The sequence below is a fragment of the Halomonas sp. 7T genome, assembly GCF_025643255.1.
GTDB lineage: Bacteria > Pseudomonadota > Gammaproteobacteria > Pseudomonadales > Halomonadaceae > Vreelandella.
Map to the genome: position 1 here is coordinate 2,129,119 of NZ_CP087112.1, position 14,810 is coordinate 2,143,928.

The following is a 14,810-nucleotide window of genomic DNA, read 5'->3' on the forward strand; positions in this document are numbered from 1 at the left end:
AGTACGACAAACCTCATTTTTCCAGCCTAAGGACTATAAGCTAATTATCTTATGTTTGGCGAGCATCAATGTAACGTTCGCTGATCACCCGGCAGGGTATCAATATGTAGCGGCGCAAAATGGCGCGGCTTATTGCCAGGAAAATCGAGACTCGACCACGGGCCTGCCAATACAGGCGCACCGCATATCCAAGCGACCATCGCCTGACGAAACCCGGCTAAAAAGCTGTCTCGCTCAGGGGTCTCTCCCATAAAAAATGAAAAACCTGCGTACATACCTGCCGCGTACTCTTGCCAACCGGCGTAGTGGTTGGCGGCTAAATGGTATGCGCGATCCAATACATCCGCGAAGGCTTTGCGCTCCAGCCAACCAAGCTGTCGAGCCGCAATGGCAAGGTCTACCAGCTGAGCAATATCCCAGGCCGCCATGTCTACCTCGTTGCAGCCATCTTCATTGCTACGCACACGGCGCAACCGGAGCAAATGATGCCGCTCCTCTTCACCGCAATCGCCCGACTCCAAAATAGCGATTTCAGCATCTAGGCGTTCAGGATTAAGCGTGTAAGGCGCATAGTTAATCTGATACTCCTGCCGGTCGCCGGACTCCAGCATGAAGGTTAAAAACTCCTGCATGTCACTTGCACTGCTCAAATGGTAGTGGCTTTCTACCCACTCGCGAATATCAGCGCACTCTCGCGGGCTTTCTACCTGAGGCTCGCTCCAAACAGCGCTATTGAGCGGTCCTACCAGCGACATCGCCGTAAAGTGACTTAGCGTCGGCCGCTCGCCGGGCTCACACCAGGCATCGTGGCGCCAGTCAAGCCAATGAAACAGGCTGCCAGGGTCATCAAGGTGCCATGCAATCTCGTTAATCAGCGAATCGTGCTCAGGCTCGGGCAGGCAGCTCTCCCAGGCGAACCATGCATCCAACAAGCGCTTAGGCGTGGCATAAAAACGGCACAGGCAGCTACGCAGGGCGTTGGCGTACTCCATCAGTGGCGCTTGTTCAAACAGTCCACTGTCCAGCGCCATATGCAGATAAAAAGCGAATTTCTCCGCCATATGAATAGTGGCCGCATGACGACTCACGCCTTTCAAGGCATTGCGCTGCTGAAGCTCATCAGGCTTCGGTTGGCCAAACGGTGTTTGTGAAGGCGGCCTCACACCGTGTACTGCATCCGCGGCCAACTGGTTAAGGTGGTGCGCCTGGGCGGGCAACCAGTAACGGGCTAATGCCTGATGGCCCTCATCAGCATGTAAGCCTAATGAATCTTGGAGGTAAATCGCGGCATCAGCACGGCGCTGCTCAGCGACAGGTGCGGATGGAGTAAGCTGGCGCAACATGACATCCGGTTCGCGCACGCTCGCTAACGCAAGTAGCCAGTGGTGCGGTGAGTTCCGCCACTGCTTGATAAGCGTTCGAGAAGCGCTGCGCGTTGCATCATCCAGCAACGCCCCCAGCGAGTGCTTCCAGGGGCTATGGGACGCATGCATCAGCAGCTTATGGCGAACACTGGGCGTCATGCCTCGACGGTCGACCCCTTCGAACAGGCTTTGACCACGCAGGTAAGCTTTCAACACGGCATGCCAATCATGATAGCGGCGCCCTATTAAGTCGGCAGCATGAGCCGCCAAGGCATCAGCCTCTTCTTGACTTAGCCACTCACAGCAGGCACCCGCCCAGGCTAATTCAACTACCCGAAGCCAGTCCCAGGCTGCCCACTCTAGCGGCTCACCTTCACTGACAAACTTATTCAGCACCGGCGCATAGGGGGAGTCTTCAAGCACATTACGCTGCCACTCCAGCCGCTGTGCATTATCCATGGCCAGTAATTCACGGGCTTCAATGTCCCAGCGTTGGCGCTCGCCCTGGGCGCTTAGCCACAGAATGACTTCAAGCAGCTGTTCACGGCTGTGAATCTGCCAAATACGCTCTAACCATGCCGGTGCATCAGGCCAGTCGATGGTAGTCGCCGGATAACTCATCACCGGCCTGAACAGCGCACATAGCCGCCACGGCTGAGCAGCAGGCATCTGCGGCCATAGCGACGTAGGGGCTGGCAAGGCTAATAAAGCGTGTTCGAGCGTTTCCCAGGTAATCCCTTCACCCTCGCTCTCCAGGTCGGCTAACGCTTGACAGGCATCAATAAAACGGTCATCTGCCCCCGTTTCCCAGCCCTTGGCACCCAGCGCTCGGCGCAGATCCGAAAGCCAAGCCCGCAGGTCACTGTATTCTGTGGTGATCCGCCGGGTAACGTGGTGGGCCCAGCGGGTAGCCTCTGCTTGGGATATCCAGCCCGCAGCACCCGCCAGCGCTGCCCACTCAAGTGCACCTAAAAGCCGATCGGCTTCACCCGAGGGCGCACCCAAACCGTGGAAAAGCTGGTCGGCCAGCTCGCCCCGGTGGGCAATGCCTAGCTGCAGTAGGCGCTGCTCGGCCGCCACTGCATCCACCGCTAGCGGGTGTGGAGTAAACGCCCAATCACACAGCACCAGCTGTTGGGCCCACCAGGCATTCAACGCGTCGACCAAAAGACACCTCGAAGAAGCAGAAAACGATCAATGAAAGCCAAACAAAATGAAGCAGCCCTAATCAGGCTGCTAAAAGTTGCATAGTGTAACGGAAACTTGTGCCAAGACCGATAGCAACGCCACAAAACAACGCTGCCCGACACAAAGGCCGGGCAGCGCATACAGGACAGGCTGTGTGGCGCTAAGCGCTTTTGACTTTACTGATGACCCATAGCAAGACGACGGCACCGACGGTCGCCGTCACCAGCGAGCCGATAAAACCTCCTGCCTGAAGTCCTAAGAGGCTGAACAGGAAGCCGCCAACCAACGCACCAACAATACCGACACCGATATTACCCAGCACACCGAAACCGCCGCCGCGCATGATGTTGCCAGCAATCCAGCCAGCTAAACCACCAATAATTAACCATGCAATAAAGCCCATAGTGCCTCCTTGATATTCACTTTGCTTGGGGTTTTATCTATCTACGTTAGCTACTTCATCTAGCCAATGGTTTTACCTACGCATCGCGCTTGTCCTAACATAGCACACAGCGCTAATGTTCGGCGCACCGGATGCTTGCTCTCTATAAAGGAAATCCCATGATCCCCGACTCTCTCAAACAGCTCCTTAGCAACGTAGATGGCCAGCAGCAGGCCAACTGGCAAGGGCGCGAGGTAGTGCTGTTCAAGATGGCCTGGGGGGAAATGGTGATCAGTCTTCAGGGCGCCCAGGTTCTACACTTTCAACCTGCTGGCGATGAGAGCTGGCTATGGGTCACCCCTACGCCACAAGCACTACCCGGCGCCATCCGTGGCGGCATTCCGCTGTGCTGGCCGTGGTTTGGAGATGAGCGCTATGCCGATGAAAGCCCTGAACGTGATGGCCCCTTTCACGGCCTTGCCCGCCATGCCCAGTGGCACCTTGAAGCCGTAGATGAGCACGCCGAAGGCATCGAAGTTCACCTTTCCCCCGCTCAGCGTCTACATAGCGTATTGACGGCACGCGTGGTTATTCAAGCCAACGCCCAGCGACTAAACGTGGAACTAATTAGCGAAAACGTTGGCGATACCCCGATTAAAACCAGCGGCGCGCTGCATACCTACGTAGCTGTTGCCGATACCCATCAGTGCCGCCTGGAAGGACTAGCAGGCGCGCGCTACCTAGACAAGTTGCGCGATTTTGCTGAAGACGAGCAACAGGGAACGCTAGCTATTCGCGGTGCGGTTGACCGCATATACCACACCAATGAAGCCGTACTACTTAACGATGGCAAGCGAAGCCTACGCATCGCCAAACAGTCCAGTGACTCTACTGTCGTATGGCACCCAAACAGCGAGCTGCCCAGCGACACTCCCGCCGAGGCAGCGCGCCATTTTCTCTGTGTCGAAGCGGCCAATACCCGTCTAGATCCAGTATGGCTGGTGCCCGGTGCGCAGCATCTACTCGGTACGACATTAAGCCGCGGCTAATTCGAACGTTAGTAACCACTGTCGCATCAATAACTTGGTAATGTAGACGTATCGAAAGATGCCACATAACTCAGACAAGGAGCTTCCATGAATCCTCAAGATTGGCTTGAGGCAGCCACGCTTGCGTTTAACCTAGTGGGAATGGTGGTGTGCTTGGTTGGCCTGACGCTCGCCCAAAAAATGTCGCGCAAATGGCCAGGCTATGTCATCGCAGTGATAGGCTTTCAAATTGCAACGATGCCGATGTTTTACCAGTTGGTGCTCATGCTGCGGCAGTAGCCGCTACGCTAATAGCACCCTTTTAGTTATATGATGCCTACGAGGCCTGTTTTATGCGCCAGCCGTTAAGCCGCGAATTGAGCAATCTATTAGAGCGTGGCCGTGACCGACAGCTACGGCTGGCGGTCACCGGATTATCGCAAGCGGGAAAAACGGCGTTTTTGACCTCGTTAGTGAATCAGCTGCGCCACGCCGGGGTAGAGGCGCAGCTTGATTTGTTACCGGCAGCGCGCGAAGGGCGTTTATTAGGTGCACAACGGCTGAACCAGCCCGATCTCGGCGTGCCGCGCTTTCCTTACGACCCTGGCATGGCGGCACTGCGCAATACGCCGCCGCGCTGGCCTGAGCCGACCCGCGGCATTAGCGAGCTACGCTTACAGCTACGCTACCGGCCCGCCCAGCAGGGCTGGCTGACGCCAGACATCGCCCACTTAACCCTTGACCTATTTGACTATCCCGGCGAGTGGCTGCTGGATCTCCCCCTGCTACATCACGATTTTTATAGCTGGTGTCAGGCCCAGTCGCAGCTTGAAGGACCACACCGGCAAGCGCTGTTTAGTGAATGGCTGGCCGAAACGGAGCAGTTAGACCCCGCCGAAGAAGCCAACGAAGCCCAACTCGCCACGCTTGCAGAAGCCTACGCTCAAGGCCTTCGGCGCGCCAAGCAAGCGGGGTTTTCGGACCTACAGCCCGGGCGTTTTTTACTGCCAGGAGAGCTTGACGGCGCGCCGGTACTGCAGTTTTTTCCACTGCTTGGGCTTAATGAGCCCAAAGAGACCCTGGAAGCACTGCCCGACACCAGCGTTTACGCCACATTAGCGGCGCGTTTTCGCTACTATCAGCAGCAGGTGGTACGGCCTTTTTACCGTGACCACTTCCGCCGCTTTGACCGCCAAATCGTGCTGGTCGATGTGCTTGGCGCGCTTAATGCCGGGCCTGAGCGCTTTGAAGATCTTTCTAGGGCCCTGCGCCAGCTAATGCAGAGCTTTGATTACGGCAAGCGCAGCCTGCTGACGCGCCTGTTTGCGCCCAAAATTGATCGCTTAGCCATTGCCGCTACCAAAGCGGATCATGTGACCCCTGACCAACACGGCAACGTGGTAAAGCTATTAGAGGCCTTACTGACAGAGCCTCTTAAAGATCTACGCTTTGCTAACGTGCCGGTTAAAGCACTTTCGCTGGCGGCTATCCGCGCCACGGAAGCCCGCGAGGTCACCCACGAGGGTAAACGTTCACCTGCACTGCGCGGCACTACTTTAGAGGGTGAAGAGGTATTGGTTTACCCCGGCGATGTACCCGCCCGGCTACCCGATGCCGATTTTTGGCAGCAGCAAGGGTTCGATTTCCCCAGTTTTCGGCCAATGCCTACCCACTCAGAGGCGCTGGTTCATATCCGTATGGACGCCGCCATCGACTGGCTGATTGGAGATAAACTGTCATGACTACCCCACAGCCACGCCGCCACTTTACGCTGGATGACACCCCGGAAGAGGTCCCCGAAACAGCTTCGGCTTTGCGCCAACGTGAAGCCTTTGCTGACACCAGCGAGCATCACCCACTGGCACCGTTGGCAGAAGAGAAAGCCCTGCCTGCCGCCAGCTTAGGCGCACCACGCAAGCGCCGCTGGGGGTTGCTATTTGCCCTGGGCGGCGGCGCTGTACTAGGCACTGCCGAACTCGTCACCGGCATACCCGATGCACTCGCACAATCGCAATGGCTGGCCATTGCCTGGCAGCTGTTCGGCATTAGCCTGATTGGCTTAGGCGGAATCTCACTGCTTAAAGAGCTGGGGCGTTTGCGCCGCCTGAAACGCCACGACAAACTGCGCGCCGACCTTGCCGAACTACCACTGCGCTCGCCGCAGCAGGCCCGCACCATGGCCGAGCAGCTTAGGCGCCAGCTCAAATTGGCCGATGATGACCCGCACTGGCTGGCTTTTCAACGCGCGTGCCAGCCCCACCACAGCGGCGAAGAGATACAAACCCTGTTGCGCTATCACCTGCTACTGCCCCGTGACCGTGAAGCCCAGCGCTTGATTACCCGCATGTCCGGGGAAACCGCCATAATGGTCGCCATCAGCCCACTAACCCTGGTGGACATGGCGTTAGTGGCCTGGCGAAGCCTCGCCATGGTGGATCGGTTATGCCGCCTATACGGACTTGAGCTTGGCTACGCCAGCCGTCTACGGCTGTTTCGCAACGTGCTGCACAATATGGCGTTTGCCGGCGCTAGCGAACTCGCCACCGATGCCAGCATGGATATGCTCTCGCTGGATTTGGCAGGCAGGCTCTCCGCACGGGCAGGCCAAGGCCTCGCGACCGGGCTACTCAGTGCTCGCTTAGGCCTCCGCGCCCAACGCCTCTGCCGTCCAGTGGCCTTTACCCCTGAAGAACAGCCTAAGCTCGCTGACCTGCGCCAAGACCTGTGGCGGCAGATCAAGCGCCTGGATAAAGAGGCGGTTCCCGCAGACAGGGCACGCGATTAACGCGATAGATTGTTAACAGAGCTACAGCCCAAACCGCTTGCTCAACCAAGCCGCCACCGCGGCTTCACCGTGATGGCCAATGCGCTCAGCGCCTTGTATACGCTCGAATAGCTCAGGGTGTGCGTTAGCCATTACCTGCGCCTCACCTGCTAAATTAAGCATTTCGGTATCGTTAAGATTATCGCCAAAAGCCAGGCAATCTGCGGGCGTTAAGCCTAGCCGCTCAAGTAGCGCCGCCAGCGCCACGCCTTTATTAACGCCACCGGCCATGATCTCTAATGCATCGGTCGTCGAGTAAGTAATGTGCAGGTCGGCACCATGACGCTCCAACGCCAATGCCTCTAGCTGCGCTAGCGCCTTCGGGTCACCTAAATAGAGCACTTTCCCTACGCCGCTAGCGTCCATCTCTTCCGGCGGCACGACCTCATAGGTAAATCCCGTTGAAGCGTGCAACGATAGTAAATGCGGCGCTTCGGCATCCACATGCCAGCCGTTTTCACGGTAGAGGCTAAGGCGCACTTGGGGCGGACGCGGTAGCTGAATCAGCGCTTGGGCATGGGCAGGCGCAAGGTGTGAGGCGCTGACTAAACCATCGTCTGGGGCGTGGGTATAGGCCCCGTTGGTGCTAATCAAGTGGGCGGGGATTTTCAATTGATCACGAAATACCCGCATATCATGGTAGTGACGACCCGAGGCCAACGCGACATGATGCCCCTGTTCCGCTAGCGCACGCAGCACTTCAATCGTGCTTTGGTGCAGCCGGTGGTCGCTGCCCAACAGCGTGCCGTCAAGGTCGGAAACAATCAGCCGCGGTGTCATAAGCACTCCTCGTTAAACAATGGATCAGCAGCCCTGCGTAAACTTCAGCTTAACCGATTCAACGAAGCACGGGTAAGTCATTGACCTGGCGTTGAGGGACCAACTTCCCCCCGGTGGGTAATTGGCGCAGCCAGTGGGAATCCGTATAGTGTCAGCCTACTCTCGCCAACTGATTGAGCACATGCTTCAAAACAACTCCCTGCTTGCCCAGCTCAAGCAACAGATTCGTCAAACCACCCCACGCGCCGAAGGGGTGATCAAAGCCACCGAAAAAGGGTTTGGGTTTCTCGAAACCGACGACGGTGAATCCTATTTCGTACCACCGCCCGCCATGAAGCAGGTGCTTCATGGTGACCGCGTGGAAGCAATCATCCACGAAAACGGTGACAAGAAGTCCGTTGAGCCGGAAAAGCTGATTGAAGCGGGGCTGGATCGGTTTGTTGCCCGTGTGCAGAAGCGCGAAGGCCGTCTCGCCGTCGTACCCGATCACCCCTCAATTAAAAACGTTCTCAAATCGCGCATTAAGAACAGCCTAGATGAAGCCACCATTGCGGATGGCGATTGGGTTGTAGCGCGACTTGTGCGTCATCCGCTAAAAACCGACGACCGCGCCTTTTTTGCCCAAATTGACGAGTTGGTCGCCAAGAGCGATGACCCGGCCGTGCCGTGGCGCGTTACCTTAGCGCGTCATGCGTTGGAGCAAGAGTGCCCCGATGCGGGTACCGAGTGGCCCTTAATAGATGAAGACCTTACCCGCGAAGACCTAACCGCCACGCCTTTCTTTACGGTCGACGGTGAAAAAACCCGCGATATGGATGATGCGCTGCACGTGCAAGCGCTAGAAAACGGCGGTTGGCAGCTAAGCGTAGCGATTGCCGACCCCACCGCCTACGTGGAAGAAGGCCATGCGGCGGATTTAGAAGCCCGTACCCGCGCTTTCACCGTTTACCTGCCCGGCCAAAACGTCACCATGCTGCCGGAGCAGCTAGCGGATGATCTCTGCTCACTGTGGGAAGGCCAGGAGCGCCCTGCCCTCGCCTGTACGCTGGACATTAACGCCGACGGCAGCCTGGGCGATTACCGCTTCTTCGCGGCGAATGTAAAATCCCACGCCAAACTCGCCTACGACCGCGTTTCTGACTGGATCGAAGGTCAAGGCGATTGGGCGCCAGCAGAGAACATTGCCGAGCAGCTGACTGCCCTGCGTGATTTGACTGAGGCGCGTACCGCTTGGCGTAACGAACACGCGTTGGTGTTCAAAGACCGCCCCGACTACGTGTTTGATCTCGATCCCGCTGGCAACGTGCTGGCCGTGCGCACCGAAGAACGCCGCATAGCCAACCGCATGATCGAAGAGTCAATGATTGTCGCTAACGCCTGCTGTGCGGACTTCCTGGCACAACATATCGGCCACGGCATCTTTAACGTGCATCGCGCCTTCGAGCCGGAAAAAGCCGAAGCCGCTCAGGAGTTCCTGGCAGGCCAAGAGATTGTGGTTGAGCGCGAAGCGCTGACCGAGCTTGCCCGCTACACCGAGCTAAAGCGTGCGCTAGAAAGCCGCGATGACGCTTGGCTAGATGCGCGCCTGCGCCGCTTCCAAGGCTTTACCAGCATGTCGGCCCAGCCTGGCCCGCACTTTGGCTTAGGGTTACCCGCCTACGCGACCTGGACATCACCGATTCGTAAGTATGGCGATATGGTCAACCACCGCTTGATCAAGCGCGTGCTGAAAGGTGAACAAGCCCCCGCTGAGGCCACCCAGCAGCTCACCGAGCAGCTCACCGAACGCCGCCGCCTGAACCGTATGGCCGAGCGCGATGTGAAAGATTGGCTCTACGTGCGTTACCTAACGCCTGCCGCACAGAACCAGGACACCTTTGAGGCCGAGATCATGGCCATCAACCGTGGCGGCATGCGCGTTCGCCTGTTGGAAAATGGCGCGACAGCCTTTGTACCTGCGCCTTTAATGCACAGCGACCGCAGCAAAGTGGTGATTGACGATAAAGAGGGCCGTATCCAGATCGAAGGCGAAGAGCGCTACAAGCTGGGCGATCCGCTTCGCGTGGTGCTCACTGAGGCCCGTGAAGAGACCCGCTCGCTGGTAGCGAAGCCGACGGCGGCTGATTCTTAGTAAGCAAAGGCCTTACCGGAAAGGGGCAGCGATAACGCTGCCCCTTTTTTTGTGGCACGGCTTGGTGGATAGCGAGCAGCCGCTAAAGGTTAAAAAAGCGCTTCGTTTCGCTCACTGATTAAGGGCCAGCTAGCGTCTTTTTCAGACACCACCGTGGGTGGAATGGGCCACTCAATGGCGAGACGTTCATCGTTATAGCGCAAACCACGTTCCGCCTCAGGATGATAGGCCGCAGAGACCAGATAGCTGACTTCAACATCATCGGTCAGCGTCTGAAAAGAGTGCGCAAAGCCTGGCGGCACATAAAGCTGGAGGCGGTTGGTATCAGTCAATTCAAACAGTTGATGCTGTAAATATGTTTCCGAATCCTTTCGAATATCCACGATAACATCGACAATTGCGCCTTTAAGGCAGCGTACCAACTTGGCTTCTGCATGGGGCTGCCGTTGGTAGTGCAACCCCCTTAACGTTCCACGCTGGGCAGAAAAAGAGGTGTTTTGCTGCACAAAGTCACTTAGTAAGCCCTGGCGTTCAAACTCGACGCGACACATGGTCCGCGCAAAAAAACCACGCTCATCCCCCCGTGGCTCAAGCTCAATCAGCCGGGCATCCTTAAGATTCGTTTGATGAAAAAGCATGGCTTACTCCGTGGGGGTAGCAGCAGCCGCAGGCATCAGTGTCGGGGTAAACATGGCTTCCTGCTCGGCATACAGGCGATCAATCAAGCGCCCTGGCGGTATGCGTACATCATCAAAGGTCAGCGCCGCATCTTTTTCAATAGGACCTACCACCTGGCAGCCCAGCGCCAACCCGATAGGCAGTAGCCGCTCTCTGCGTATTACCTCAATGTTTTCTGCCACCCCATAGACTTCGAAGCCGCCGAGTTCTTGAATGCTCTCGCCCGTCTGCAAGGCTTTCTTGGCTATGGCAATAACGCCCACGCTTGGGCCACCCAAGGGTGTTAACACGGGATCTCGAAACAGTACGGCGCGGGCAATTGAGGTAGGCACTTCGAAATGACATAAATGATAAGGCGTTGTAAAGCAGTAATAAGGCCCCTTGCCCATCTTGTAGAGTTCGAGGTAATGACGCTGGCGAGGGCTTTCAATCGTGCCTAGAACAAACACTCCCGGTCCCGGCTGCGCCCCTACCACGTAGTCAACCAACCCCGGCCCCTCTGGGTTAAGGTAGGGTTCAAATGCCGACACGGTTTGCTCGATGGGCACTAGCGTTCCATCGGGCACGCCGCCAGAAAAATCAGGGCCAAGCATGCCGCGCTGCGCGACCTGCATACCGGTGCCATTAGCCACAATCGCCTGTTCAAACGATATCTTAGTGCCATCAGCAAAAGAGGCCACCATGGCGGGCTTTTGCCCCCAACGTTTGGCAAAGCTTTCCTGGGTAGCTGGGTTGCGATAAGGGTCATGCAGGCCCTTAATATTGCCGCACAGCACAGGCTTAATACCCAGCCCAGCGACGAACCGATAAAGATTCATCTGTACACCGGGCTGGTCGCCATCGGCAAAGCTATAAACAACGCCTGCCGCATCAGCTTTTACTTTTAAAATAGGGCCAACCGTACCATCGAGCTCCGCATTCATTTGAATGACATCTTTGCCGCTCTCCAGCGCTGCCACTACCACATGTGCCGCAAACTCCAGTGAGCCGGTGACCTCGACAATCGCATCCAAGCCTTCAGCGCGCGCTAGCGCCACGGCATCCTCAGTCACCACCGCCTGCCCAGCCGCCACAGCTGCTTCAATCGCTTGCTGGGTGTCACAGGCCACTGGCTCAATGTCGGTTTGCTTAAAAACGTTAACGGCAGCAGCCAAGTGGCGATTGGCAATGGCGCAAAGGCGTATCCCAGGTGTCGCGGTCATGATCTGAAGGCCGATTCCGCTAGCTTGAAACCCTGCGCCGACTAACCCTACTCGAATAGGATTACCCTGTGCCTCTCGCCTAGCAAGCGCTGTATCAACAATAATCATCGATGGTTCAATCCTTCCAGAGCTTCCAGGGGGCACCTTTTACCCAGGCGGTCTCAAGTACCATTCTGTCTCTCAGCGTATCCATGCTTTGCCAGTAACCGTTGTGATGAAAATAGCCTAGTTTGCCAAGCTCAATCATCCGATTCATGGGGCCGTTTTCCCACACGGTCTGGCTATCGTCGATCATTTCAAACACTTCAGGGTTGCACACAAAGAAGCCACCATTGATCAGCCCACCATCAATTTCCCCCTTTTCGCGAAACCCTTCTACTTGGCTATTGCCTTCCTTCAAGCGCAGTGCCCCGTAACGGCCTGGCTGCGTTACCGCCGTCAGCGTGCACCAATTTTTCGAGGCTAAATGTGAATCGATCAGCGCAGTGATATTCAGGTCACTCACACCATCGCCATAGGTTAAACAAAAGGGTTCATTCGCCAGATAAGGCATGCCCTTTTTAAGCCGTCCACCGGTCATGGCATCATCACCTGTATCTAATACGGTGACTTTCCAGTCATCATTCACGCTTTCGAGCCAGTCGACGCTACCTGTTTTCAGGTCGATGGTGTAATCGGTTCGGTTGCCGCGATAATTAAGAAAATAGTCGCGGATGTACTCCACCTTGTAGCCGCCTAAAACGACGAAATCCTTTAAGCCATGATGGGCATACATTTTCATGATGTGCCAAAGGATTGGTCTTCCCCCCACTTCCACCATCGGCTTGGGGCGAATCGTGGTTTCTTCACTCAAACGCGTGCCATACCCACCGGCAAAAATGGCGACTTTCATGGCCTCACCTCCGTTAAAGGTGTCGAAGTAACATGGGTAGCTGCAGCCGGAGTGGTAGGATTCACTCTATGGCGAATTTGCCACCGAAGGTTTTCGGTTAGACGTCCTGACGTGATATGCGCTTGTAGCGCATGCAGTCGCATATAGCGTGAAGCTCTGAACTGGGCATCAGAAAAGGTCATACGCTCGAGCCCATCGACCAACCCTATGATCGAATTTTGCAGTGTCATTTGTGGCTGATGGTGGGGCGCCAATGTAGCGAACAAACTGAAATCAACTTGGTAGGAACGGCTGTCTGCTGGCGCTTGAGTATTAATACTCAACGTGGTGCCAGGGATAGCCTGGGCAACTGCCGTCGCCAAATCGCGTACTTGATGATTGCGCGCGTTAGAGCCGGTATTGATCTTGAGTATGCGGCCACCGTTTTCAGGCTTACGCTGCACCGCCCAGTCGATGGCCCTGGCCATATCCACCACATCGATCAAGGGTCGCCAAGGCGTGCCATCGCTCAGCACGGTAATGTGCTGCTGACTCAGTGCACAGGCGACGAAATCATTAAGCACCAAGTCCAGGCGTAACCGTTCCGACATTCCACACGCCGTCGCAAAACGTAAACTAGTAATCACCATGTCGCTGTCGATGCCCGCCAATGCGTTCTCAGCGGCAATTTTCGAACGGGCATAAGCGGTAACCGGTGCCACCGGATCTTCTTCACAGCGTGGAGCGCCCAGTGCGACGCCATAAATACTGCAGCTAGAAGCAAACACGAAGTTTTCTACCCCCGCCTGCGCTGCTGCTTGCGCCATCTTCAGCGTTGCCTGATGATTGATGTCATCTGTCACTGCAGCGAAACGGTCGCCCATAGGGTCATTGGAAATCGCCGCCAGTTGAATCACCGCCGTATAGCCTGCAAAAAAACCGGCGGGAATATTCCGAACGTCGCCTAGAAATTGTTGATCCAGATACCGTTCCGGTAGAAGCTCAGCCCCCGTCAAGCAATGCGCAAAATACGCATTGTCATAACCATGAAGAGTGGCGGCAGGATGACGTACGGCTAGCTCTCGCACCACAACGGCGCCAACATACCCCATATTCCCCACGATTAAGATTTTCACGATGACCACCTCACCCTTGCTATTAATGGGTTACACCGACCTATGAACCTACTTCTACCCCCACTCCGCCTTGATGACTTTCATCCGCTTTTTCTATACAAGGGCGCTCTACAAGTCGCATCGTGGTTATCATTTTTTCATTAGGCGTGTCCGCCATTTCTGGCTCGGGGAAAAACCATATACTTTCGATGACTCCCCGCAAAACGATTGCAGATTTATTAAACTCACCTTTCAATAAGAGCGTAAAAAAAAGTCGAGATGCTCGGAAAAACTCAGAAATCATGCCATAGCGAGAAAAGGTAAAGCGGTAATACTTGCGAGAGATAAAGAGCTTATTGCGAATAAAATATCGATACAGCTTTAAACGCCCAGGGTTGCTTTCAGTCAGTATACTGATCGGCCCATCTTCTTGTCGCAAATGGTTAACTTTACTCAAACCCACTAAATAACCAGGCGTTTTTTGGGTAATACGGAGTGTGAACTCGGTATCTTCTCCCCATATAAACATGGCTGTTATAGGCAAACCATATTGCGCTAATACAGCCCGTGGCAGAAGAATTGAGACAAACGTGGAGCGCTGAACAGCGACCATGCCCAGCTCAAGCATGTCAGGCCAATTCCGATAACCAATACGGTTTTTCAATGTGCTGATAGCGGGCGTGTTGGTCGCAAGCCCGGTCTCTGTTAATGCTTGAGAAATAAGAAAAGCTGCTTGGCTTTTTTTCTTTTTCAGCGCTTTATCGGCCTTCATTAACTGATGAAGCGCATCCTTTTCGGGTATGACATCATCATCCATTGCCCAAATAAAGTCGGCCCCCTTCTGGTAAGCAAGGCGCAAGCCCGCATTGTAGCCACCCGAAGCCCCGATATTATCCTTCAACACACTGACAATGAGGCCGGGATACTCAACCTCCGATAGCATTTTCTCGGTATCATCAGTACTCGCATTATCAATAACAATGACACAATCACAGGGTCGCGTCTGGGAGTAGACCGCATTGAGGCATCGCGTCAGCAGATCCTTCCGATTATATGTAAGGATTACCGCGAATACTTTAATCATAAGACACGCCCCAGAAAAAAATCACTCGCGTAATAACGATCGACCTATCAAACTGGCCAGCAACTACTTAATAAAAATCAATATTTATTAACTCGTTGGCTGCGACTTTATTCTTTTAGTAATAAACAGGTGAATAAAAAAGCAACGCCACCACAAAACACAA

The 14,810-nt window shown here is 55.3% G+C and carries 13 protein-coding genes; 5 read left to right on the forward strand and 8 right to left on the reverse strand.

The window, feature by feature from the left end; genetic code table 11:
* Positions 1-65: 65 nt before the first annotated feature.
* On the reverse strand, positions 66-2,531 hold the full coding sequence (locus LOS15_RS09955; protein WP_263065641.1) for a YbeU/YbeR family protein: 2,466 nt from the start codon (positions 2,529-2,531) through the stop codon (positions 66-68).
* Positions 2,532-2,712: 181 nt separating this feature from the next.
* Entirely contained in the window at positions 2,713-2,955 is a 243-nt protein-coding gene (locus LOS15_RS09960) for a GlsB/YeaQ/YmgE family stress response membrane protein (RefSeq protein WP_263065642.1), read from the reverse strand.
* Positions 2,956-3,113: 158 nt separating this feature from the next.
* Between LOS15_RS09960 and LOS15_RS09965 the strand changes: the two genes are divergently transcribed.
* The 4 genes from LOS15_RS09965 to LOS15_RS09980 all read left to right on the forward strand — a co-directional run bounded on the left by LOS15_RS09965 (position 3,114) and on the right by LOS15_RS09980 (position 6,747).
* Positions 3,114-3,983 (forward strand): D-hexose-6-phosphate mutarotase, encoded by an 870-nt coding sequence (locus LOS15_RS09965; RefSeq protein ID WP_263065643.1) that lies wholly within the window; start codon positions 3,114-3,116, stop codon positions 3,981-3,983.
* Positions 3,984-4,070: 87 nt separating this feature from the next.
* Positions 4,071-4,262, forward strand: coding sequence for a hypothetical protein (locus LOS15_RS09970; protein ID WP_263065644.1), 192 nt, complete (start codon positions 4,071-4,073; stop codon positions 4,260-4,262).
* A 53-nt stretch (positions 4,263-4,315) separates the two neighbouring features.
* Positions 4,316-5,704: a YcjX family protein gene (locus LOS15_RS09975; RefSeq protein WP_263065645.1), complete on the forward strand. Its 1,389-nt coding sequence runs from the start codon at positions 4,316-4,318 to the stop codon at positions 5,702-5,704.
* Positions 5,701-6,747 (forward strand): YcjF family protein, encoded by a 1,047-nt coding sequence (locus tag LOS15_RS09980; RefSeq protein WP_263065647.1) that lies wholly within the window; start codon positions 5,701-5,703, stop codon positions 6,745-6,747. The genes LOS15_RS09975 and LOS15_RS09980 overlap by 4 nt, the downstream gene beginning before the upstream one ends.
* A 21-nt stretch (positions 6,748-6,768) precedes the next feature.
* Here LOS15_RS09980 and LOS15_RS09985 read toward each other — a convergent pair whose 3' ends face one another.
* Complete coding sequence (locus LOS15_RS09985) at positions 6,769-7,566, reverse strand: Cof-type HAD-IIB family hydrolase (RefSeq protein WP_263065648.1); 798 nt, start codon at positions 7,564-7,566, stop codon at positions 6,769-6,771.
* Between the two features lie 181 nt (positions 7,567-7,747).
* Between LOS15_RS09985 and LOS15_RS09990 the strand changes: the two genes are divergently transcribed.
* Complete coding sequence (locus LOS15_RS09990) at positions 7,748-9,697, forward strand: exoribonuclease II (RefSeq protein WP_263069680.1); 1,950 nt, start codon at positions 7,748-7,750, stop codon at positions 9,695-9,697.
* An 89-nt stretch (positions 9,698-9,786) separates the two neighbouring features.
* On the opposite strand, the gene rfbC is transcribed toward LOS15_RS09990, so the two are convergent.
* The 5 genes from rfbC to LOS15_RS10015 are packed head-to-tail and all read right to left on the reverse strand — an operon-like array spanning position 9,787 to position 14,647.
* Positions 9,787-10,335: a dTDP-4-dehydrorhamnose 3,5-epimerase gene (gene rfbC / locus LOS15_RS09995; RefSeq protein ID WP_263065649.1), complete on the reverse strand. Its 549-nt coding sequence runs from the start codon at positions 10,333-10,335 to the stop codon at positions 9,787-9,789.
* A 3-nt stretch (positions 10,336-10,338) separates the two neighbouring features.
* Positions 10,339-11,685, reverse strand: a complete 1,347-nt coding sequence (locus tag LOS15_RS10000; RefSeq protein WP_263065650.1) for an NAD(P)H-dependent oxidoreductase — start codon at positions 11,683-11,685, stop codon at positions 10,339-10,341.
* A gap of 7 nt (positions 11,686-11,692) precedes the next feature.
* On the reverse strand, positions 11,693-12,469 hold the full coding sequence (gene rfbF, locus LOS15_RS10005; protein WP_263065652.1) for a glucose-1-phosphate cytidylyltransferase: 777 nt from the start codon (positions 12,467-12,469) through the stop codon (positions 11,693-11,695).
* Positions 12,466-13,584, reverse strand: coding sequence for an NAD-dependent epimerase/dehydratase family protein (locus tag LOS15_RS10010; protein ID WP_263065653.1), 1,119 nt, complete (start codon positions 13,582-13,584; stop codon positions 12,466-12,468). The genes rfbF and LOS15_RS10010 overlap by 4 nt, the downstream gene beginning before the upstream one ends.
* 40 nt (positions 13,585-13,624) lie before the next feature.
* Entirely contained in the window at positions 13,625-14,647 is a 1,023-nt protein-coding gene (locus tag LOS15_RS10015) for a glycosyltransferase family 2 protein (RefSeq protein WP_263065656.1), read from the reverse strand.
* Positions 14,648-14,810 lie beyond the last annotated feature (163 nt).

Bases quoted from the DNA above. Each gene is read 5' to 3' on its own strand.
- LOS15_RS09960 (WP_263065642.1), bottom strand. From the start codon at position 2,955: ATGGGCTTTATTGCATGGTTAATTATTGGTGGTTTAGCTGGCTGGATT.
- LOS15_RS09965 (WP_263065643.1), top strand. From the start codon at position 3,114: ATGATCCCCGACTCTCTCAAACAGCTCCTTAGCAACGTAGATGGCCAG.
- LOS15_RS09970 (WP_263065644.1), top strand. From the start codon at position 4,071: ATGAATCCTCAAGATTGGCTTGAGGCAGCCACGCTTGCGTTTAACCTA.
- LOS15_RS09975 (WP_263065645.1), top strand. From the start codon at position 4,316: ATGCGCCAGCCGTTAAGCCGCGAATTGAGCAATCTATTAGAGCGTGGC.
- LOS15_RS09980 (WP_263065647.1), top strand. From the start codon at position 5,701: ATGACTACCCCACAGCCACGCCGCCACTTTACGCTGGATGACACCCCG.
- LOS15_RS09985 (WP_263065648.1), bottom strand. From the start codon at position 7,566: ATGACACCGCGGCTGATTGTTTCCGACCTTGACGGCACGCTGTTGGGC.
- LOS15_RS09990 (WP_263069680.1), top strand. From the start codon at position 7,748: ATGCTTCAAAACAACTCCCTGCTTGCCCAGCTCAAGCAACAGATTCGT.
- rfbC (WP_263065649.1), bottom strand. From the start codon at position 10,335: ATGCTTTTTCATCAAACGAATCTTAAGGATGCCCGGCTGATTGAGCTT.
- LOS15_RS10000 (WP_263065650.1), bottom strand. From the start codon at position 11,685: ATGATTATTGTTGATACAGCGCTTGCTAGGCGAGAGGCACAGGGTAAT.
- rfbF (WP_263065652.1), bottom strand. From the start codon at position 12,469: ATGAAAGTCGCCATTTTTGCCGGTGGGTATGGCACGCGTTTGAGTGAA.
- LOS15_RS10015 (WP_263065656.1), bottom strand. From the start codon at position 14,647: ATGATTAAAGTATTCGCGGTAATCCTTACATATAATCGGAAGGATCTG.